This is a genomic window from Nocardiopsis alba DSM 43377 (assembly GCF_000341225.1).
GTDB classification, from domain to species: domain Bacteria; phylum Actinomycetota; class Actinomycetes; order Streptosporangiales; family Streptosporangiaceae; genus Nocardiopsis; species Nocardiopsis alba.
In genome coordinates this window covers 102,499-123,925 of sequence record NZ_ANAC01000003.1, presented here as the reverse complement: position 1 = coordinate 123,925, position 21,427 = coordinate 102,499, and the positions used below count along the sequence as shown (strand labels likewise).

Genomic DNA, 21,427 nt, shown 5'->3' with positions numbered 1-21,427 from the left:
GTGAAGGTAGGAGGACACGTACCGGTCGCACCCCCGTGTCCGAGGTGGGAGATCGCGTGGCAGTTACACCCTGCTCGGGTTGAGGCCCGAAAGTGTTTGCTTTGGCCCTCCGCTGGTGGTTCGAGCGAGCCCGGGGTGAAGGTAGGGGGTCGAGTGGCCGTCACACCCCAGGGGGTTGAGGTAGGAAGGCGTGTCACCCTTACACCCTGCCGGGGTCAGGGTCCGAAAGTGTTTGCTTTGGCCCTCCGCTGGCGCTTCGGGCCGTGTTCGGGCGCCAAGGGAGGGAGCGTTCTTCATCCTCGTCTACGCCTGGCTCGTTCCTCGCGGGCGGCTTGACTCGTCTTGCAGAACACTCCCGGCGCCCGAACGGGCAACCCCCCGTGGTTGCTGTAGGAGACCGCGTGTACCGACCCCCTGGGGTGCCGGAAGGTGCGGACTCCCACCTTCACCCCCAGGGGTGCGACCCGCCGCTCGATCTCCTACCTCACCACGAGGGGGTGGGACCGGTACCTGTTCTTTCACATCAAGCCCAGGGGGTGTGACCGGTTCGCGGTCTCCTACATCACTCCAGGGGGTTGCCCGTTCGGGCGCCGGCGGGGTTCTGGAGGTGCCGTAGGTGGGGTCGCGTGGTACGAGTGGCCACACCGTAGGTGCCGAAGGTTCCCGCCTCCCTTGGCGCCCGAACACGCGCCGAAGCGCCAGCGGAGGCGCAAAGCAAACACTCTCGGACCCCAACCACAGCAGGGTGTAACCAGTACACGGTCTCCTACCGCAGACACAGGGGGTGCGACCGGTACGTGTTCTCCTACATCAACTCCAGGGAGTGCCCGAACCACCGGCGGAGGGCCAAAGCAAACACTTTCGGACCCCGACCCCAGCAGGGTGTAAGGGTGACACGACCTCCCACCTCAACCCCCCGACAAACACGGAACCCGGCGCCTCAGGCGCCGGGTTCCGTGTCGTTCAGGGGAGGTCTACTCCCATTCGATGGTGCCCGGGGGCTTGCTCGTCACGTCGAGCGTCACCCGGTTGATCTCGCGGACCTCGTTGGTGATCCGGTTGGAGATGTGGGCGAGCACGTCGTAGGGCACGCGCGACCAGTCGGCGGTCATGGCGTCCTCGCTGCTGACGGGGCGCAGCACCACGGGGTGGCCGTAGGTGCGGCCGTCGCCTTGGACACCCACCGAGCGGACGTCGGCGAGCAGGACGACGGGGCACTGCCAGATGTCGCGGTCGAGGCCGGCGCGGCTGAGTTCCTCGCGGGCGATGGCGTCGGCCTCGCGCAGGATGTCGAGCCGGTCCTTGGTGACCTCGCCGATGATGCGGATGCCGAGGCCGGGGCCGGGGAAGGGCTGCCGCCACACCATCTCGGGGGGCAGTCCGAGTTCCTCGCCGACGCGGCGGACCTCGTCCTTGAAGAGTTCGCGCAGCGGTTCCACCAGGGTGAACTGGAGGTCCTCGGGGAGTCCGCCCACGTTGTGGTGCGACTTGATGTTGGCGGTGCCGCTGCCGCCGCCGGATTCCACCACGTCGGGGTACAGGGTGCCCTGGACGAGGAACTCGACCTCGCTGCCGTCCTCGCCGCTCTCGGAGACGACCTCACGGGCGGCCTGCTCGAAGACGCGGATGAACTCGCGGCCGATGATCTTGCGCTTCTCCTCCGGGTCGGTCACGCCGGCCAGGGCGGAGAGGAAGCGCTCTTCGGCGTCGACGACCTTGAGGCGGGCGCCGGTGATCGCCACGAAGTCCTTCTCGACCTGGTCGGCCTCGCCCTTGCGGAGTAGGCCGTGGTCGACGAACACGCAGGTGAGCTGGTCGCCGACGGCGCGCTGCACGAGCGCTCCGGCGACGGCGGAGTCGACCCCGCCGCTCAGGGCGCAGATGACGCGCTTGTCACCGATCTGTTCGCGGATGCGGTCGAGCTGTTCCTCGACGATGTTCACCATCGTCCAGGTGGGCCGGCAGCCGGCGCCCTCGTACAGGAAGCGGCGCAGCACCTCCTGGCCGTGCTCGCTGTGCATGACCTCGGGGTGGAACTGGACACCGAACAGGCGGCGGTCGGCGTCCTCGAAGGCGGCGACCGGGGCGCCCTCGGTCCCGGCGGTGCTCTTGAAGCCGGCGGGCGCCTGGACGACGGAGTCGCCGTGCGACATCCACACGCTCAGTTCCTCGGGGAGCCCGTCGAAGAGCATCGAGTCGCCGGTCGTGGTCAGCCGGGTACGGCCGAACTCGCTCAGGTCGGTCTTGTCGACGACACCGCCGAGGGCACGCGCCATGGCCTGGAAGCCGTAGCAGATACCGAAGGTCGCGACCCCGGTCTCGAACAGCTCGGCCCCCACGCTCGGGGCCCCTTCGGCGTACACCGAGGACGGACCACCGGAGAGGATGATGGCCTTCGGGTTCTTCGCGAGCATCTCCTCGACCGGCATGGTCGAGGGGACGATCTCGCTGTGCACGTGACATTCCCGTACCCGCCGTGCGATCAGCTGCGCGTACTGCGCACCGAAGTCGACGACGAGGACGGTGTCGAACGTGCTCTCAGCACCAACGGACACGGAGAGGACCTTCCACAGAAAATCGGGATGTCCTCTCAGTCTAGGCCGTTCACCGTGCTCAGGACGCCTGGTCCGGTGTGCGGCCCGGCACGGGCTCCGGGGCGGGTCGGTCCGTGTAGCCGTCGGGGTTGGTGGACTGCCAGCGCCAGGCGTCTCGGCAGGCGTCGTCGACGGTCCGTTCGGCCTTCCAGCCCAGGTCGCGGGAGGCGGCGGCCGGGTCGGCGTAGCAGACCGCGATGTCGCCGGGGCGGCGGTCGACCACCCGGTGCGGGATCGGGGAGCCGGTGGCGCGTTCGAAGGAGCGCAGGCCCTCCAGGACGGAGGTGCCGCGTCCGGTGCCGAGGTTGTAGACGCGGTGGCCCGGGGCGTCGGCCAGGTGGTCGACGGCGGCCAGGTGGCCGGTGGCCAGGTCCATGACGTGGAGGTAGTCGCGGACGCCGGTGCCGTCGGGGGTGTCGTAGTCGTCGCCGAACACGCTGAGGTGGTCGCGCCGTCCGGCGGCGACCTGGGCGATGTAGGGGAAGAGATTGTTCGGGATGCCCTGCGGGTCCTCGCCGATCAGGCCGCTGGGGTGGGCGCCGATCGGGTTGAAGTAGCGCAGGGAGACGATCCGCCAACGGGGGTCGGCGGTGGCGAGGTCGTCGAGGATCCGTTCGGCGAACAGTTTGGTGCTGCCGTAGGGGTTGGTGGTGGACAGCGGTGCGTCTTCGGGGATGGGCACCCGCTCGGGGTCTCCGTAGACGGTGGCGGACGAGCTGAGGACGAGGTCGCGCACGCCGGCGGCGTCCATGGTCTCGCAGAGGGTGAGCAGCGCGTCGAGGTTGTTGCGGTAGTAGCGCAACGGCTGTTCGGTGGACTCGCCCACGGCCTTGAGGCCGGCCAGGTGGATGACGGCGTCGATGTCGTTCCGGGCGAACACCTCGCGCAGCGCCTCGGGGTCGGTGCAGTCGGCCCGGTGGAAGGTGAGCGCGCGTCCGGTGATCCGCTCGACCCGGTGCAGCGCCTCCTCGTGGCTGTTGACCAGGGAGTCGACGACGACCACTTCGTGGCCCGCCTCGAGCAGCGCGACGGCGGTGTGGGAGCCGATGTAGCCGGCCCCACCGGTGAGCAGTACGTTCATCGTTCGCTTCCCTGGGGTGGGCGGTACGGACCTCCCAGGATAGGCAACCCCGCGCCTCCCATCGGGTGATCCACGCCATGGTCGTCGCGGTGGATCTCGTACCGGGGCATGAGGCCGGGCCGGTGGTGCCCTCGGTAGCGTGGGGCGGCATGCCCGTCCCGTCGTCACGCCCGTTCCCGGACCGTGCCTCGTCCTGGGCGCGTCGCCACGTGTTCGCCGTGGACGCGCTCTGGGCGCTCCTCTGGTTCGTCCTGTCGATGTCGCTCTGGCCGTTCTCCTCGGAGACGCCCGTCGACGCCCTCCTCTATATCGCTCTCTCCCTGGCCTGCTGTGCCGCGTTGAGCGTGCGGCGGATCCGACCGTGGACCGCGTTGACGGCGTTGGCGGTCCTGTTGTTGATCCAGGTCCTGTGGTCGGGCATGTTCACGGTGCTGTCGGTGGTGTGCGTCCTGGTCTGCGCCTACACGTCGCGGACGGAGCTGGGCCCGGCCGGTCGCCGTGTGGTCCTCGCCCTCCTGTTGGCCGGTACGGCCTGGGCCTTCCTGTTCGTTCCGGGTCTGTCGCCGGTCGAGGATCTCGGTGCCCGGCTCACCTCGGTGGTGGCCGGTTGGAGCACCACGCTGCTGTTCGCGCTGCTCGGCACGGTCCGTCGGCGCCGTCGGGAGGAGGTCGACCGTCTCGTGGAGCACGCCCGCCTGTTGGAGGAGGGTCGGGAGCGGGAGCTGAGGTTGGCCGCCCTCGATGAGCGCACCCGTATCGCCCGGGAGATGCACGACGTCCTCGCGCATTCGTTGAGCGTCGTCGTCGCCCAGGCCGACGGAGGGCGTTACGCGGCGCGGACGTCCCCCGAGCGGGCGGTGACGGCGTTGGAGACGATCGGCCGTGTGGGTCGGGAGTCCTCACGGGAGTTGCATCGACTCCTGGGGGTGCTGCGCGTCGAGGACGACCCCGCCCCCTCCCCTGTTCCCGGTCTGGACGACCTTCCCTCACTCATCGACGACCATCGGAGCTCCGGGCTCGACGTCCGGCTGGTCGACGTTCCGCCGCCGGGAGAGGTCGCAGCCCCTCCCGCCAGTGTCTCCCTGACCGTCTACCGGATCGTCCAGGAGTCCCTGGCCAACGCCCTCAAGCACGCGGGGGCCGTGAGCGTGCGCGTCGATCTGGACCGCTCTCCCGGAAGGATCGTGGTCACGGTGACCGACCGGCCCGGGCCCGAGGGCCGGAAGGGCGAGGACGAGGCTCCGGGACACGGCCTGATCGGTATGCGCGAGCGGGTCGCCCTCCACGGAGGTTCCCTGGAGGTCGGCGAGGATCCGGCCACGGGTCTGTGGCGGGTGAGGGCGATCGTTCCCTGGGAGGACGCGTGATCCGGGTGGGGCTGGCCGACGATCAACGACTGTTCACCGCGGGGCTGGCGATGGTCATCGACTCCCAGCCCGACATGACGGTGGTCTGGGAGGCCGCCGACGGCTCGGACGCGATCGAACGTCAGCGCGCCGACCCGGTGGATCTGCTGCTCATGGACGTGCGCATGCCGGGGACCGACGGTCTGACCGCCACTCGTGCCCTGGTCGACGCCGGGGAGCGGTGCCGGATCGTCGTGCTCACCACGTTCGACGTCGACGAGTACGTGGTCGAGGGGATCGAGGCGGGCGCCGCCGGCTTCCTGCTCAAGAACACGCCTCCGGAGGAGCTGCTGGAGGCGTTGCGCACCGTCCACCGCGGCGACTCGGTGATCTCGGCGAGCTCCACCGGGCGGCTGCTGCGGCACGTACGCCCTCTGTTGAGCGGCCGGTCCGGTCCGTTCGCGCCCGCGGACCGGGCCACGCGACGGGCGTTGGAATCGTTGACCCCGCGGGAGCGGGAGGTCCTCGCCCTGATGGCGCGCGGTCTCACCAACATGGAGATCCGCGATCTCCTGGTCCTGTCCATGCCCACCGTGAAGACCCACGTCGGCAACGTCCTGCACAAGACCGGATCGCGGGACCGGGTCCAGGCCGTGCTGTTCGCGTTCCGGGCCGGTGTGGTGGACCGTGACGAGCTGCTCCGCGACCGCTGAGGGCACCCTCCTCCCCCGGTAGGAGGCGGGATCCGGTCCCCCGGCCCGATGTGCGGCGCGGGTCCTCGACGGGAGTCTTCTCGGTGGAAGGAGGCTCCATGAGTCACGTCATCACCACCGAGGGACTGACCAAGGCCTACGGGTCGCGCACGGTCGTGGACTCCCTGGACCTGCGGGTGCCCGAAGGTCGCGTCTACGGTTTTCTCGGGCCCAACGGTTCGGGGAAGAGCACCACGATGAAGATGCTGCTGTCCCTGGTGCGGCCCACTCGGGGCGAGATCCGGGTCCTGGGCCGTCCCATGGACCGCCGCACCCGGCACGAGCTCACCCCGCTCATCGGATCGCTGATCGAGTCACCGCCCGGCTACGGCCATCTGACCGGACGGGAGAACATGGCGATCGTCCGTCGGATGCTCGGCCTGTCCGAACGCCGGGTGGAGCGGGCCGTGGCCACCGTGCGGCTGCGCGACCAGATGGACAAGCCGGTGCGCGCCTACTCGTTGGGCATGAAGCAGCGTCTGGGCATCGCGATGGCGTTGGCGCGCGAACCCCGTCTGCTCATCCTGGACGAGCCCACCAACGGGCTGGATCCGGCCGGGATCGAGGAGATCCGGGCTCTGCTGGTGTCGTTGGCCGGAGAGGGCGTCACCGTCATGGTCTCCAGCCACCTGCTCGACGAGATCGACCGGATGGCGTCGGTCCTGGGGATCCTCGGTCAGGGGCGGCTGATCTTCCAGGGCACCCGGGAGGAGCTGTTCGACCGCAGTGCCCCGGATCTGATCGTGGAGACCCCCGAGCCCGAGCGCGCGCTGGCGTCGGGGCTGTCCGCCGTGCGCGTGCGCGAGGGGTTGCGGCTGGCCGGACGGGACGGCGGGTCCACCGCCGCCCTGGTACGCCACCTGGTCCACCACGACGTACCGGTCCACGGTCTACGCCGGGTCGAGCGTTCGCTGGAGGAGGTCTTCATGGACCTGACCGGACGTGAGGGGTTGTCGTGATCCGGACCGCCGTGGACCTGGAGGTCCGTAAGACGCGACGAATGCGGGTGTGGGCGCTGTGCCTGGTGATGGTGGTGGCCGTCGTCGTCCTGGCCGGGATGAGCCTGGGGTCGGAGGCGACGCGGGCCGGTTTCGCCGATCCGGACGCGCGTCCGTGGGAGCGGCTCCTGCTGAACCACGTGATGGTCGCGGCGATGACCTCGCCGATCCTGGTCGCGGTGCTCGCCGGACGCCAGGTGGACATCGAGCATCAGGGGCAGGGGTGGACGCTCGCCCGGACGGCGGGGATGGGGCCGGGGCTGTTGTGCCGGGCCAAGGCCCTCGTCCTGGGCACGGCCCTGGTCTCGACGGTGGTGGCGCAGTGCGCGCTGCTGATCCTGGCGGGGACGGTCGCCGGTATCGAGCCGACGCCGCCCCTCCTCCTGTGGGGTCGTTACGCGCTCTGTCTGACGGCGGTGCACCTGGCGCTGATGGGTCTGCACCTGTGGCTGGCGGCCCGGGTGGACAACCAGCTCGTGGGTCTGGGGGTCGGGCTGCTCGGGGCCTTCTACGCGGTCTTCTCCCTGCTCATGCCCTCGTGGGTGGCGTACGCGCTGCCGTGGGGGTACTACGCGGCCATCTCCCCGTTGCGCATGGAGGGGGGAGATCGGCTGATCGAGTCCCAGCCGGATCCCGTCCTGTTCACCCTGTTCCTGGGCGGCGCCGCGGTCCTCTTCCTCACGGCCTGCCGACGGTTGGACCGTGCCGAGGGAGGTCCCGCGTGATCGTCTCCGAACTGGCCAAACTCCGGCGTTCGTCCCTGTGGATCGTGGCGGTCGTCCTCCCGGTTCTGGCCGTCACCGCCGGGACCCTGAACTACCACGGCAACCAGGACGTCCTCTCCTCCGGCTGGGGTCCCTACCGTTCCCAGGCGGTGTTGTTCTACGGGCTGTTCTTCATGTCGATGGGGGTGGCGGTGCTGGCCTCCGCCGCCTGGCGGATGGAACACCGGGGGAACAACTGGAACCTGTTGATGACCACGCCCGCGCGTCCGAGCGCGATCGTGGGGGCCAAGATCGTCTCTCTCGCTCTCGTGGTGACCGCGATGCAGATGGTGCTGCTGGTGTTGATAGGCCTGACCGGAACGTGGGTGCTCGGGCTGGAGGGTGCCCCTCCGTGGGAGTACGTGCCGGTGGCGCTGCTCGCCGTGGTCGCGGCCCTGCCGGTGGCGGCCCTGCAATCCCTGCTGTCGATGCTGATCCGGTCGTTCACCGCGCCGGTGGCCCTGGGGCTGCTCGGGTGCGCGCTCGGGGTGGCTACGATGCTCGGCGGTGAGGGCGGTGTGGTGTCCTACCTGGTCCCCCAGGCCCTGGTGACCTCGGCGTCGTTCCTGGGGAACGGGGCCGTCTCCGGCTCGGCGGAGATCGACCCGTCCGCGGTGGGCGCGATCGTGCTCTCCGCCTCGGCCCTCACCGGCCTCCTGTGGTGGCTGTCCGCGTTCGTCCTGTCCCGACGGGACGTGGGATGACCGGAACCGGCGGGGGCGTGATGCCCCCGCCGGTTCCGGAACCTCAGCGCCGGCCGGGCGAGGTGCCGGCGCGGGTGTCGATCCACAGCACCTGGGGGTCGTGGTCGCTGACCTGATCGTGGAACTCGGAGTTGATCCGCGCGATCCGGTAGTCGATCCGACCGGACAGGGCGCCGTTGACCAAGATGTGGTCGAGCGCCTGGGAGTTGCCGTCGAAGTTGTAGTTGTAGCCCTCGTTCGGTTCCAGCAGTTCCACCATCGGGTTGATGAGGGCGCCGTCGCCGGTGAGGATGTCGAGGGTACGGGAGAACTGGAAGTCGTTCAGGTCGCCCATCACCACCAGGTTGGCCCGGGGGTCCGCCGCCAGGAGCTCGTCGGCGAACTCGCGGACCAGTTCCGCCTGGGCGTTGCGCTGCGTCTCGCTGGTACGGTTCGGCGGCTGGTTCACGCCGTGCAGGGACTGGTCCCCGCCCTTGGAGTTGAAGTGGTTGGTGACCACGTAGATGTCGCGGTTGAGCGCCCGGAAGTGGCCGACCAGGGGCTTGCGGCTGGAGTTCCAGGCGCTGTCGCCGGGGCTGATCCGGCCCGGGGAGACCGACAGTTCGACGCCGCGTTCTCCTTCGACCACCTCGACGGGGGTGGTGGCGTCGCCGCCCTCCACGTCCACGTACTGGACCCGCGCGGGGTTGAAGAGGAAGGCGTTGCGGATGTTGCCGCCGGGGACCCCGCCGTCCTTCTTGTCCTCGGGGCTGATCTGGCGCCACTCGTAGGTGGGCCCGCCGGCGGCGGCGATCGCGTCGACCAGACGGTCCAGGGTGACGTCGGCGTCGACCACGCCGTCGTCGGTCTCGCTGCTGTTGTCCTGGATCTCCTCCAGGCCGACGATGTCGGGCGAGCGCAGGTAGGTGACCAGGCCCTCGGCGAGGTCGTCGAAGGCCTCCTGGTCGTCGGCGCCGCCGAGGTTCTCGACGTTGTAGGTGGCGACGCTGACCTCGTGGCGGGCCGTCTCACGGAGCGGTTCGCGCTCCAGGTCGCCCGAGACGTGCTCGCCCAGGGTGGTGGCGCGGATCAGGTAGCCGCCGAACCGGCTGTAGTAGACGGGACCCTCGGTGACCCCGGCGAGGGTGTCGCCGACGTTCGCCTCGGGGAAGGGGCGCTCCGCGCGGTCCAGCAGCGACTCGATCTTCACCCGGCCGCCGTTGGGGTCGTCGTAGGAGCCGTAGTGGGCGCCGCCGTTGGGGGTGGGGTTCTCGTCGGGGCGGGTGGTCACCCACAGGGCGTCGTAGCCGTCGGTCGGCGAGATGATCGGGGCGTCCTCGACCCGGACGAGCATGTGCTCGTTGGCGGCCCAGAAGTCCAGGGCGTAGGTGTCGGGTTCGAGTTCCCTGTCGGTGATGTCACCGCCGTCCGAGGGGGCGTAGGCGGTGGGGAGGGTGTCCTCCTCCAGGAGGATCGCCTCGGGCAGGTCGTTGCCGCGCGAGAGCGTGGTCCAGCGGGCCTGTTCGAGCTGGGTGATGGTCTGGGCGCCGGCCTGCGGACGGTACTCGCTCACGCGTCCGGCGACCAGGACCTCGTCGCCGATCGCGACGTCGGGCGTGGTGGAGCCGGTGAAGACGAACAGCGCCTCGCTGGTGCGGGGGTCGTCGTCGCCCTCGGTGTCCTGGAACCAGAAGCCGCGGCCGCCGCCGAAGGCGTTGACCGCGGTGACCACTCCGGGCAGGCCGGTGACCTGCTCCCCCGCCAGGGGCGAGGTGCGGGTGACGCCTTGGACGTCGTGGATGCGGTCCTCGCCCGGCTCGACCGGTTCCCCGGGCTCGCCTTCGCCGGGTTCGGTGGCGGTCTCGCCTACGGAGTTGGTGGGGGTGGGCTCGCCGACGGTGAAGTCGGCGGCGTTGTCCCCGGTGTGCGTGAACGCCTCGTCGCGCGAGGCGGAGGTGGTGTTGCCGGTGCCGGCCGCGGGTGATCCGGCGAAGATCGTCGCGGCGCCGTAGCCGAGCACGTCGACGACGTTCTCGTCGGCGGCGCAGTCGGCGGCGGTCCGGCACTCGACGGCTCCGGTGCCGTCCACGAGCAGCACCGTGCCCGCGGTGGCGGACATGTTGGTGTTGCCGGCGGCGTCGGGCTCGGGGAGGTCGGCGCCGCCGCCGGTGCCCGCGGCCTGGCGGATCAGGTAGTGCTCGCCGGCGGGGATCTCTCCTTCGAGCGGGGTGACCTGGACCCGGGTGGAGGGGCCGGGACGGGCCGGAAGGTACTGGACGCTCCAGCCGGAGACGTCCACGGCGGCGTCGGTGGGGTTGCCCAGTTCGACGAAGTCGTGGCGCAGGGGGGCGCCGCTGTTACCGCCTCCGCCGTAGACCTCGCTGATGAGCGGGGTGTCGGCCGCGGCCGCCGCGGGGACCGAGGTGATCAGGCCGGCGCCCAGGACCAGGGCGGTCAGGGCGGATCCGGTGGCCAGGGCGCGGCCACGGCGCGCGGGCCGGGTTCCGGGGGTGTCGGGGGGACCGGGTCTGGAAGGGGTCGGGAACACGCCTTCTCCGTTATCTTCCGTTGGCTCGGGGGAGCACGGGGGTCCGTGCGGCCACATCATGTACGTCGTGAATGTCCGGTCGAAAGAGACCACGTGAAAAGAAGACGAAGCGGCATCCGATTGTTGTGATCCCACCACGGATCGGACCCCCGGCCCTGGTGCGATCGTCCAAGTCCGGGGGTCGGTGGCGACGGCGGTACGGTCCGGTCCAGACCGGGTGGGGTCAGTCCGCTCCGGAGCGGCCGGCATTGGCCAGGTGGACCAGGTACTCGTCGAGCACCAGCGGGTTGCCGTCGGTCCTGCGTCGGCGGGGCGGGGCACCGGTGAGGGGCCGCTCCCCCGCCGGGCGGGTGGTCCACACGCCCTCGCCCCGGGTGACGCCCACGATCTCGGCGCCGACCCGATGCGCCTCGGCGGCCGCGATCTCGCCGGTCACCCGCCAGGCGTCCCCGTCGATCCCGGTCTCGCGCACCCGCGCGCCGTGCCCTCCGAGCAGGGAGAGCACCGGGCTCAGCGTCTCCTCCGGGGTCTCCAGTTCGAAGTCCTGGACGGGTGCGAACACCCGGGTCCCGGCCCGTTCCAGCGCCCTCAGGACGACCATCGGCACGAGTCGGCGGAAGTGCGCGGCCTCGGTGAGCGGCGGATCGTACCCACTGCGCACCAGGGTCACGACGCAGTCGGTCACCGGCCACCCGTACAGCCCCTGTCCGAGGGCCGTGCGCACCGTCCGTTCCACGGCGCGATCGTAGGCGGGCGGCAGGGCTCCCAGCTCGGTCTTCCGCCGGAACGTCACACCGGAGCCCTCGAACGCGGGCTCCACCCGCAGGCCGACCGCGACCGGCGCCCCCACCTGTCGAGAGGGGTCGATCTCCTCGATGTCGGTGCCGACGCCGATCGGACGTTCGACGTGGACCGTGGCGCTGCGACCGAAGAGCGCCCGCACCCCGAAGTCCGTGGCCAGGGTGTCGGCGACGACCTCCTTCTGCACCTCCCCGTGGAGCAGGACCGAGACCCCCTCGCCCGGCACGACGCGCAACCCGATGAGCGGGTCCTGTTCGGCCAGGGCGGTGAGGGCGGCGTGCAGGCGGGAGGCCTCATCGGGACGTTCGGGACGGACCAGGGCCTCCAGCGCGGGGCGGGAGAGCCCGTGCGCCGCGACGGGCGGTCCGAGCCGGTCGCCGACCCGAAGGGCCGGCAGACCACGGATCCGGCCGATCCCGCCGGCGGTCAGCGGCCTGGAACGGTCGTGTTCGGCCCCGACCACCTCGAGGTGGGTGACGCGACCTTCGTGCGGTTCGCCGTCGGCGGGGTCGGCCCGCTCCCACGTGCGGCGTTCGCGTCGTTCGAGACGCCCGGAGAAGAGGCGGACGTAGCCGGTCTTCTCACCCGAGGGTGCGCGCTCGATCGCGAAGACGGTGCCCCGGGTCTCCTCATCGTTCCCCGGTGGCGATCCCCGGTGGTGCGAGAGCAGCCCGGTGATCGCCCCGAGCAGCGCGGGGATCCCCGCGCCGGTGACGGCCGAGCCCGACAACACCGGGTGGGCCAGGCCGCGCAGGACCTGGTCGCGCAGGCCCGCGTGGAGCCGCCCGGCGTCGGGCATCGAACGGTCCTCGACCAGATCCGCCAACAGTTCCTCGTCGTGTTCGGCGAGGAACTCGGCGACGCGGGCCGCGTGGTCGGGTGCGTCGAGGTCGTGGGCGACGACACGGGCCTTGCGACCACCCGGGTCCACGACCCGGTCCATCGGCAGGGCACGGTCGGTCAGGCGGGCGATCCGTTCCAGGACCCGTTCGGGGTCGGCGCCGGAGCGGTCGACCTTGTTGACGAAGAGCAGGGTCGGAATGCGCGCGCGTTCCAGGACCCGCATGAGCAGGCGGGTGTGCGGCTGGACCCCTTCGACCGCCGACAGGACGAGCACGGCGCCGTCCAGGACGGTCAGGGCGCGTTCGACCTCGGCCACGAAGTCGGCGTGGCCGGGGGTGTCGATGAGGTTCACCTGTGTGCCGCCGACGTGGAAGGGCGCCACGGCGGTGCGCACGGTGATGCCGCGTTCGCGTTCGACGCGGCCGGTGTCGGTCCGGGTGTCGCCGTCGTCGACCCGGCCGAGGCGGTCGATCGCCCCGGTGTCGTAGAGGAGCCTCTCGGTGAGGCTGGTCTTACCGGCGTCGACGTGGGCGACGATCCCGAGGTTGACGGTGCTGGTCAAGGGCTGTTCCCAGGAGGTCTCGTGTCCGAAGGGCGGGCTCGAAGATTCCGTGGGAACGCCGCATGCCGTCGACCTCTCTGCCGGGTGCCGGTTCGATCACCGTCGTGTCCGGCGTCCGTCGCCGGTGGGGATCACGTTCATGCTGGTGGGGCCGGGGTGGAACACGCAAGCGGTTTTCCGCGCGTGTCCCTCCCCGGCCCCGATGCCCCGTGCGGGGCGGCCTCACAGGCGGGGGGCGACCGGGTCGGTCTCCAGGGCGAGAAGGGCGAAGACCGGCTCGTGGACCCGCCACAGCGGTTCGCCGGCGGTCAGCCGGGCCAGGGCGGTCAGCCCCAGCTTGTGCTCGCGCATGGCCAGCCCGTTCTTACGGCCCAGTCCGCGCTCCTTGAGCACCGCGAGCCGCTCCGGGTCGGTGTAGTCGGCCCCGTAGATGATCCGCAGGTATTCGGGGCCGCGCACCTTGAGCCCCGGCTGGACCAGGCCCTTGCGCGCCTCGGCCCTGGCCCCCAACAGCGGTTTGACCACCATGCCCTCGCCTCCGGCGTCGACCATCTCCCGCCACCAGTCGGCGGCCGCGGCGCAGGCGTCGCCGTCGGTGGTGTCCACGACCCGGTAGCGGGTGGGGTGGATCATCGGGTGGGCCTTGGCGAGCAGCTCGACCACGCCCATGTGCCACAGGTGGTCGGCCTCGGTGTACTCCTTCCCCTCGGAGGCCAGGAGCATGAAGGGCGCGAAGCGCAGCCCCTTGATCCCATCGGTCTCCCAGACGTAGCGACGGTAGACCCGGGAGAAGGCCTCCATCTGTCCGCTTCTGCGCTCGATGGTGTCGGCGAGCCCGGACACGTCGATTCCACGCGCGGCGGCGGCCGCCAGCGCCGCCCCGGCCGCGGGGAGCGAGGCCCGCGCGGCGGCCCCCACCGAGGCGTACTGTTCGCGGATCAACGCTCCGGCCTTGGCGGACCAGGGCAGAAGCTCACCGTCCAGGACGACCCAGTCGGTGCCGAGGCGGTCCCACAGTCCGGCGTCGGTGACGGCCCGACGCAGCTCGTCGACCACCTGACGGCCGAGTTCGGCGTCCTTGAAGAAGGGGCGACCGGTGCGGGTGTAGAGGCTGCCGAGCTCACCGGGGACGAAGCGACGTTCGGCGGCGGCCTCGTCCCGGCACAGCACGGCCACGGCCCGCGAGCCCATGTGCTTCTCCTCGCAGATCACCTGCCCGATGCCGGAGGACCGGTAGGAGGCGAAGGCCTCGTCGGGGTGCTCCAGCAGGGCGGGGTCGGCGGCGGTGGGCGCGGGCGCCATCGTGGGCGGCAGGTACACCAGCCAGCGCGGGTCGACCGCGAAACGGCTCATGACCTCCAGGGCGGCCAGGGTGCTCTCGGGCGTGGTCCGGACGGTCCCGTACCCGGTGTCGACGTAGAGCCCGGATCCGGTCCCCGCACCGACGTCGTCGATGCCGATGGCCCGGTCCGTCCCCTCTCCGTCCCGCTTCGGCGCCTGGTCCGCGAGCGGGCGCACCGGCTCGTACCAGACGCGTTCGGCCTCGACGTCGACGATCTCCCGCTCGGGATAGCGCAGCGCGGTGAGCCGTCCGCCGAACACACAGCCGGTGTCCAGGCAGATGGTGTTGTTGAGCCACTCGGCCTTGTCGGAGGGCACGTGCCCGTAGACCACCGCGGCCCGGCCCCGGTACTCGCGCGCCCAGGGCAGCCGCACGGGCAGACCGTACTCGTCGGTCTCCCCCGTGGTCTGGCCGTACAGGGCGAAGGAGCGCACCCGGCCGGAGGCACGGCCGTGGTACTCCTCCTTGAGCCCGGCGTGGGCGACCACGAGGGAGCCGCCGTCCAAGATCAGGTGGCTCACCAGGCCGTCGCAGAACTCCAGGACCCGTCGACGGAACTCCTCGCTCTCGCGTCCGAGCTGTTCGGCGGTCTCGGCGAGGCCGTGCGTGAGGGTCGCCTTGCCCTTCTTCAGGTAGCGGATCAGCTTGTTCTCGTGGTTTCCGGGCACGCAGAGGGCGTCGCCGTCGGCGACCATGCCCATGACCAGGCGCAGCACACCGGGGCTGTCGGGCCCCCGGTCCACGAGGTCGCCGACGAACACGGCGGTGCGGCCCTCGGGGTGGTGGGCGCCGACCGGGCGCCCCTCCTCGTCCCTGCGCGTCTCGTAGCCGAGCTCGCCGAGCAGGGTCTCCAGTTCCGAACGGCAGCCGTGGACGTCGCCGATGATGTCGAAGGGCCCGGTCAGCTCGGTCCGGTCCGGCCAGGGGCGTTCCAGTTCGATCCGGACGGAGTCGATCTCCTCCTGTCCCTTGAGGTGGTACACCTTGCGCACCCCCTCGCGGGCCAGACGCTTGAGGCCGTCGCGCAGGTCGCGCCGCTGCCGGCGTACGACGTGGTCGCCGAAGTCGCGGTCGGGGCGGGAGCGGTTGCGTTCCAGGGCCAGGGCCTCGGGCACGTCGAGGACGATGGCGGTGGTGAGGACGTCGTTGTCCTTGGCGATGCGGATGAGGCTCTCGCGTGCCTTGCGCTGGACGTTGGTGGCGTCCACGACGGTGAGCAGTCCACGGCGGAGCCTGATGTCGACGATGGTATCGAGCAGCTTGAAGGCGTCGCCGGTGGCGGTCTGGTCGTTCTCGTCGTCGGCGACCATGCCCCGACAGAAGTCGGAGCCGATCACCTGGGTGGACGCGAAGTGCTCGGCGGCGAAGGTGGACTTGCCCGATCCGGAGACCCCGACCAGCAGGACGAGCCCCATCCGGGGCACGCCGAGCACGCGGGGCTCGCGGGCGGCCTCGACGTTCGGCTCGGTCATTTGGTGAAGACTCCCATCTGGGTCGGGGCCCCGGTCTCGGGGTGCTCGTCGCCGACCGGCAGGTACCGGACGATGTAGCCGTACCGTTCGGCGACCCGGTCGGCCCAGGCGGCGAACTCGGCGCGGGTCCACTCGAAGCGGTGGTCGGCGTGGCGGAGGGCGCCGTCGGCGAGGCCCTCGTAGTGGCGGTTGTACTCGACGTTGGGGGTGGTGACCACGACGACGCGGGGCGCGGCGTCGCCGAAGACGACGTCCTCCATGGCGGGCAGTCGGGACGGGTCGAGGTGTTCGACGACCTCCATGAGCACGGCGGCGTCGTGACCGTGGAAGCGACGGTCACGGTAGACCACCGAGCCCGCCAGGAGCGCGAGGCGGGAGCCCGGCGTCCCCTCGCCCCCGTCGGAACCGTGGGAGGCGGCGAACAGCGGCCGATGCCCGCGGCCGCCGCCCGGCTCGCAGCCCCGGCAGAGCCTGCGGTGGGCGATCTCCAGACCGCCCACGTGGACGTCCACGCCGGTGATCCGTTCCAGTCTCCGGTCGCCGACCAGACGTTCCAGCAGTCGGCCGCCGCCGCATCCCAGGTCGATCACGCTGGTGGCCCGCTCGGCGTCGAGCACGGCCATGACCGCGCCCACGCGCCGCTCGGCCAGGGAGGGCTCGCGTTCCTCCACCGCCGGGTCGCTCGGGACCGCGTCGTTCCCGGGTTCGCCGGACCGGTCCTCGGACTCGGCCAGACGGGACAGGGCCGTGCGCACGTACCGTTCCCGGCGGGCCAGGTAGCGGCGGGTGATCCAGTCGCGTTCGGGGTGCGCGGCCAGCCAGCCGGCGCCCTCCTCGCCCTCGACCCCGTCGACCGGGGCCCCGCCCGCGCGCAGCAGCTTGTCGATCTCGGTGGAGTCCACCCAGTAGTGCTTATTGCCGCCCTCCATGGCGGGCAGGAGGACGTACAGGTGGTTGAGCGCCTCGGACAACCGCACGGTGCCGGTCAGGGTCAGCGACAGGTAGTGGGAGTCGCCCTGATCGGGCAGGTCGGGGTCGAGCGGGACCGGTACGGCCTCCACCGTCCAGCCGAGCGGTTCGAAGAGCGCTCGGGCGCGCTCCGGACCGGGGTGACAGGGCACTGCGGGCAGGCTCAGGACCAGGGGGATGGGGGTGTCGGCCAGTTCGGGGCGACGCTCGCACGTACCTCGCATCGCGCTCCGCAGCACCCGGCCCAGCGCCACCGTGAACAGCGACGAGGAGGCGTAGGGGCGGTCGTTGACGTACTGGGCGAGGGAGAAGTCGGGCGTGCTCACCGACGTACGCGCGCGCAACAGGGCCCGCGGATCCACTTCCAGGAGCAGGGCCGCGGTGCAGCGCTCGTCGGTGGCCTCGGGGTAGAAGACGTGCGCGGTCCCGAAGGACTGCTCGAAGCTCTGCGCCTTGTCCGGATGCTTGTGGAGCAGGTGTCCGAGGTCCGTGGCCGGGCGGTTCGTGGTCGAGATCGTCAGTAGCACCCGTGCATTGTCACCGATCCCGTTCCGGGCGGACCAGTGCTTTTCGTCGGCGTCCCTCCGCCCTCGCCCCGTTACGCTCCCCCGCCCCGGGTCACCGCTGGTCGGGTTCGGGTTCCTCTCCGGGCCCCCGGCGAGGGTCCACACCCAGGTCGGCCATGGCCTGTGCCACCTCGGTCCGAGCCGTGCCGAAGAAGGACCAGGGGATCTCGGTGGAGAAGCGTCCCACCCGCTCCAGATGCCATCGTGCCGCGTCCTTCTCCCCCGCCCGGTGGAAGGCCCACCCGAACAGGTGGTGGGCCTGGACGTCGCGCACGTGCGGCACCGGCGCCTGAGCCCAGGTCCGAGCGAGACGGAAGAGTTCGCCGATCGCGTCGCCGTGCAGGCGTCCCAGACTCATGGACACGATGTAGGCGCTGTTGCCCTCGTCCACGAGACGGCGCCGCTCCCCTCTCAGGAACTCGGCGTGGGCGAGCGCCAGCACCGACGGGAGAGGGCCTCCCTCGGGCGCGGTGTCGGCCGCGGCGCCCGCGGCGGCGAACATCTCCTCGGCCGAACCGCCCCGGCTGGGGGCCAGGGCCCGGACCCGGGTCATGTGCGCGGAGAAGAGATGGGGCGTACGGTTCGCGACCTCGTTCCAGGCGCGTTCGCGTTCCTCCCGATCGCCCAACCCCATGGCGACGGTCTGGAGCGCGGACCAGGGCGCGGCGTCGTCGGGGTGGATCCGGGCCGCCTCCTCCAAGGGCACGCGGGCCTCGTGCAGGGCGGCCTCCACGGCCTTGCGTTCGGCAGGTCCCCCGCCCGGCAGGGACATGGCGCGGGCGATCAGGGTGTGGCCGAGCCACAGCATCGTGTCGGCCCGGTCGGCGCCCGCGTCGACCAGCGCGGCCACCTCGTCGATCCGCTCCACCGCGGCCCGGCCCAGGGCCTCGACCTGGTAGGCGCGGGCCTCGGGGTCGTCCCGGGTCTCCAGGAGCAGGGAGGAGCCGACCTCGACGTCGCCCTCGCGGACGGCGCGGCAGCCGGCGCGCAACAGCGGATCGGTCCCGAGAGAGGAGGAGACCAACACCCCTTCCAGGTCGGCACCGCGCGGTGCCCTCGTCGGTTTCCATCCGAATCGCCACATGCCAGCCATGTCAGCGAGGTTAGGGCATCGGTGATCGGTCCGCCCGGGCCGGGCACGCGAAGGGCCCGCCGTCCCGAAGAGGACGGCGGGCCCTGAAAGGGGATTAGTTGACCGCGGTCTCGGGGACCTCGGTCTTGTTCTGCACCACACCGAAGTCGGCGACCAGGCCCTTGGCCTTGTCGCGACGGTGGTTGATCACCTGGAGGGCGATCAGCACGGTACAGGCCACGGTGCCGGCCAGCACGAACCAGTCCGAGGCGACGTGGACCGACAGCAGCGACTGCGTCCAGCCGGTCCACTCGGGGGCGATCAGCACCAGGGCCGACGACAGCCCCAGGGCGATGCGCTCGCCCAGCAGGGTGCGTCGCAGGAAGAAGCCCTCGATGGCCATGGCTCCGGCGGCGAGCGCGACCGAACCCGTGGCGATCGCGATGACCAGGTCCAGGATGGGACCATCGACCTCCATCAGCGCCGAATAGGCCATCAGCAGCGGGATCAGGTACAGACCCTTGGCGAACTTCCACGCGGACACACCCGAGCGCATCGGCTTGGAGTCGGCGATACCGGCCGCCGCGAAGGCCGCGAAGGCCACCGGCGGGGTCACGTTGGAGTCCTGGCTGAGCCAGTACACGATCATGTGGGCCACGATGAGCGCCAGACCGAGCTGCTCCAGGGCCGGGCCGGCCAGGATGACCAGCACCACGTAGGAGGCGGTCACCGGCAGGCCGATACCGAGGATCAAGGAGGCCAGGGCCACCATCACCAGGGTCATGAACAGGCTTCCGGCGAAGGCGTTCACGAGCACGTCGGAGAAGACCAGGCCCAGGCCGGTGAGGCCGACCATACCGACGATGATGCCCGCGACGGCGCAGGCCACCGACACCGGCAGGGTGCTGCGGGCCGCCATCACGAACACCTCGAGGAAGTCCTTGAGGCTCAGCCGGCTGCTCGCCCGCAGCATGGCGACGACCAGCAGGGAGCCGCAGGCGGCCAGACCGGCCTGTGTGGGCGGCACGTAGTTGAGCAGCAGCACGATGAGCAGGATCAGCGGGGCCATGAAGTGCCAACCGGCGCGCATCACCTCGCCGAAGGAGGGCAGGTCCTCCTTCTTCATCAGACCGACGTTGTGCTTGCGGGCGAGGATGTCCACGAACAGGAACATCAGCGCGAAGTACATCAGCGCCGGGATGATCGCGACCTTGACGATGTCCGCGTAGGGGATGCCCAGCCGCTCGGCCATGAGGAAGGCGCCGGCGCCCATGATGGGGGGCAGGATCTGGCCACCGGTCGAGGCGGCCGCCTCGACACCCGCCGCGTCGTGCTTCTTGTAGCCGACCTTCTTCATCAGCGGGATCGTGAACGGTCCGGTGGTGACCACGTTGGCGATGGCGCTACCGGAGACCGAGCCCATCAGGGCGCTGCCCAGCACCGCTCCCTTGGCCGGGCCGCCGACCATACGGCCGGTGAGCACGTAGGACAGACCCACGAAGAAGTTGCCGCCGCCGGTCTTGGACAGCAGCGCGCCGAACAGGATGAACACGAAGACGAAGGTGACGACCACGCCCAACGTGAGCCCGTAGATGCCGTCGTTGCCCAGGAAGGCGTGCGTGGCGATGCGTTCACGGGTCACACCCGAGTGGCCGAACTGGCCCGGGATGTAGGGCCCGTAGTAGGCGTAGAGGAGGAACGCCGCGACCAGGAGGACCATGACCAGGCCGACCGAGCGGCGGGTGGCCTCCAGCAGGATCACGATGGCGATGGCGCCCACGATCCAGTCCAGTTCGGTGTAGGCGCCGGCCCGCCGGGCCAGCTCGGCCTGGAAGACGATCGGGTAGAGGCTGACCACCACGGTTCCGACGACCATCAGCAGGTCGAGGATCGCGCCCACGAGGACCAGGGCCGGGTTCTCCCCGACCTTGGCCTTCTTGAAGGGCGGCATGATGACGAAGACCATCATCATCACGAGCATGAGGTGGATGAGGCGCTGCTGACGCGCGTCCAGCCCCGCGCGCAGGGCGATGTAGAGCTGGAAGGCGGTCAGGGCGATGCCCAGGGCGAGGATGATCCCGCCCATGATCATGCCGGCCCGTCCCTCGCCCCAACGCTCGGCGGAGACCCGGCGCCAGAACGGCGGGGCGTCCTCGCCGAGTCCGTCGACGTCGGGCAGGGCGTCGGCGGACGTTCCGGTCCTACGGTTCTTCTTTCCGGGGTCGCTCTCCGTTCCCTCCTCGGTGACGACGGTCGCGGTGTCGGTGCCCTCGACGGTCGCTTCGGTCGCGTCCGCCTCGGGTTTCTCCGGGCTCGGGGGCGAATCGCCCCTCGCCTGTCCTGGGGTCTCGGCCATGTTCTTCCTCGGTTCGCTGGGCCGCGCGGGGCGTATGACACGGAAGGGTCGCGCGGCGGAGTGTCTCAGGCGGGGGCGGGGCGTGTCCTCGGGAACACTCCCTCGGTCGTGCTAGTCGCACTCCGGCTGCGGATCGTGATCGAAGAGCAGCTGGAGGGCGGTGGCCCTGACGGGCTCGATGAGCACCCTGCGGGTCGCCAGGCACGGTGACAGCCGTACCTCGGCGTCGGGGGTGCGCACGCGGTGGTCGACCGAGGGCGCGCCCACGCGGATCGCGACCTCGGGTCCGATGTCGCGTTCCATGTCCTCGATGACCCACCATTCACCGTCGGCTCGGCCGTTCCCCTCTCCGGGGATGTGGCCCATACCGGCGCCGAACTGGCGTAGGCGGGTGGAGTCGACCACCAGGGTGTCCTCGCGGACCTCGATGTTCTCCTCGATCGGCAGATGGTCGATCGAGTGCACGTAGGCGATCGTGAACCGTTCCCCCTCGGCCAGGGGCAGGTGGCCGAGGTGTTCTCCGTCGACGCTCAACCGGAGCGCGGGCCACAGGGGCAGAAGGGCGGCCGCCGCCCCCAGGGCCAGGAGGATGGTGATGCCCCCGATCGCGGCGATCCGCGGACGCCGGGGCGTTCCGGTGTCCGCGGATCCGCGCACCCTCTTCGGGGTACTCATCGG

The 21,427-nt window shown here is 70.9% G+C and carries 14 protein-coding genes; 5 read left to right on the top strand and 9 right to left on the bottom strand.

From position 1 onward, the window contains the following. Positions 1 to 974 precede the first annotated feature (974 nt). On the bottom strand, positions 975 to 2,555 hold the full coding sequence (gene guaA, locus D451_RS0102915) for a glutamine-hydrolyzing GMP synthase (protein WP_014909507.1): 1,581 nt from the start codon (positions 2,553 to 2,555) through the stop codon (positions 975 to 977). Between the two features lie 58 nt (positions 2,556 to 2,613). After that, positions 2,614 to 3,675, bottom strand: a complete 1,062-nt coding sequence (gene galE / locus D451_RS0102910) for a UDP-glucose 4-epimerase GalE (RefSeq protein WP_017533360.1) — start codon at positions 3,673 to 3,675, stop codon at positions 2,614 to 2,616. A gap of 149 nt (positions 3,676 to 3,824) precedes the next feature. Between galE and D451_RS0102905 the strand changes: the two genes are divergently transcribed. The 5 genes from D451_RS0102905 to D451_RS0102885 all read left to right on the top strand — a co-directional run bounded on the left by D451_RS0102905 (position 3,825) and on the right by D451_RS0102885 (position 8,239). Next, complete coding sequence (locus D451_RS0102905) at positions 3,825 to 5,042, top strand: sensor histidine kinase (protein ID WP_026124777.1); 1,218 nt, start codon at positions 3,825 to 3,827, stop codon at positions 5,040 to 5,042. Beyond that, positions 5,039 to 5,734, top strand: a complete 696-nt coding sequence (locus D451_RS0102900; RefSeq protein ID WP_026124776.1) for a response regulator — start codon at positions 5,039 to 5,041, stop codon at positions 5,732 to 5,734. The genes D451_RS0102905 and D451_RS0102900 overlap by 4 nt, the downstream gene beginning before the upstream one ends. Before the next feature lie 98 nt (positions 5,735 to 5,832). Next, a complete protein-coding gene (locus D451_RS0102895; protein ID WP_017533357.1) occupies positions 5,833 to 6,732 on the top strand; it encodes an ABC transporter ATP-binding protein in 900 nt (299 codons plus the stop codon). Next, on the top strand, positions 6,729 to 7,496 hold the full coding sequence (locus D451_RS0102890; RefSeq protein ID WP_017533356.1) for an ABC transporter permease: 768 nt from the start codon (positions 6,729 to 6,731) through the stop codon (positions 7,494 to 7,496). Before D451_RS0102895 ends, D451_RS0102890 begins: the two co-directional genes overlap by 4 nt. Continuing rightward, entirely contained in the window at positions 7,493 to 8,239 is a 747-nt protein-coding gene (locus D451_RS0102885; RefSeq protein WP_017533355.1) for an ABC transporter permease, read from the top strand. Before D451_RS0102890 ends, D451_RS0102885 begins: the two co-directional genes overlap by 4 nt. Positions 8,240 to 8,282: 43 nt before the next feature. Here D451_RS0102885 and D451_RS0102880 read toward each other — a convergent pair whose 3' ends face one another. The 7 genes from D451_RS0102880 to D451_RS0102850 form a co-directional block, all read right to left on the bottom strand. Next, positions 8,283 to 10,766, bottom strand: coding sequence for an endonuclease/exonuclease/phosphatase family protein (locus D451_RS0102880; protein ID WP_017533354.1), 2,484 nt, complete (start codon positions 10,764 to 10,766; stop codon positions 8,283 to 8,285). A gap of 223 nt (positions 10,767 to 10,989) precedes the next feature. Further along, positions 10,990 to 12,972: an elongation factor G gene (locus D451_RS0102875; RefSeq protein WP_017533353.1), complete on the bottom strand. Its 1,983-nt coding sequence runs from the start codon at positions 12,970 to 12,972 to the stop codon at positions 10,990 to 10,992. Positions 12,973 to 13,194: 222 nt separating this feature from the next. Next, positions 13,195 to 15,786 (bottom strand): polynucleotide kinase-phosphatase, encoded by a 2,592-nt coding sequence (locus D451_RS0102870; protein WP_026124775.1) that lies wholly within the window; start codon positions 15,784 to 15,786, stop codon positions 13,195 to 13,197. Beyond that, positions 15,783 to 17,282, bottom strand: coding sequence for a 3' terminal RNA ribose 2'-O-methyltransferase Hen1 (locus D451_RS0102865; RefSeq protein ID WP_017533352.1), 1,500 nt, complete (start codon positions 17,280 to 17,282; stop codon positions 15,783 to 15,785). The genes D451_RS0102870 and D451_RS0102865 overlap by 4 nt, the downstream gene beginning before the upstream one ends. Before the next feature lie 91 nt (positions 17,283 to 17,373). Then, positions 17,374 to 18,405 carry a hypothetical protein gene (locus D451_RS0102860; protein WP_026124774.1) on the bottom strand — a complete coding sequence of 344 codons (1,032 nt, stop codon included), beginning with the start codon at positions 18,403 to 18,405 and terminating at the stop codon, positions 17,374 to 17,376. A gap of 103 nt (positions 18,406 to 18,508) precedes the next feature. After that, positions 18,509 to 20,749 (bottom strand): TRAP transporter permease, encoded by a 2,241-nt coding sequence (locus D451_RS0102855; protein ID WP_017533350.1) that lies wholly within the window; start codon positions 20,747 to 20,749, stop codon positions 18,509 to 18,511. Between the two features lie 111 nt (positions 20,750 to 20,860). Continuing rightward, positions 20,861 to 21,424: a DUF1850 domain-containing protein gene (locus D451_RS0102850; RefSeq protein WP_014909545.1), complete on the bottom strand. Its 564-nt coding sequence runs from the start codon at positions 21,422 to 21,424 to the stop codon at positions 20,861 to 20,863. Positions 21,425 to 21,427: the final 3 nt, after the last annotated feature.

Bases quoted from the DNA above. Each gene is read 5' to 3' on its own strand.
- galE (WP_017533360.1), bottom strand. From the start codon at position 3,675: ATGAACGTACTGCTCACCGGTGGGGCCGGCTACATCGGCTCCCACACC.
- D451_RS0102895 (WP_017533357.1), top strand. From the start codon at position 5,833: ATGAGTCACGTCATCACCACCGAGGGACTGACCAAGGCCTACGGGTCG.
- D451_RS0102870 (WP_026124775.1), bottom strand. From the start codon at position 15,786: ATGACCGAGCCGAACGTCGAGGCCGCCCGCGAGCCCCGCGTGCTCGGC.
- D451_RS0102850 (WP_014909545.1), bottom strand. From the start codon at position 21,424: ATGAGTACCCCGAAGAGGGTGCGCGGATCCGCGGACACCGGAACGCCC.
- D451_RS0102855 (WP_017533350.1), bottom strand. From the start codon at position 20,749: ATGGCCGAGACCCCAGGACAGGCGAGGGGCGATTCGCCCCCGAGCCCG.
- D451_RS0102905 (WP_026124777.1), top strand. From the start codon at position 3,825: ATGCCCGTCCCGTCGTCACGCCCGTTCCCGGACCGTGCCTCGTCCTGG.
- D451_RS0102860 (WP_026124774.1), bottom strand. From the start codon at position 18,405: ATGTGGCGATTCGGATGGAAACCGACGAGGGCACCGCGCGGTGCCGAC.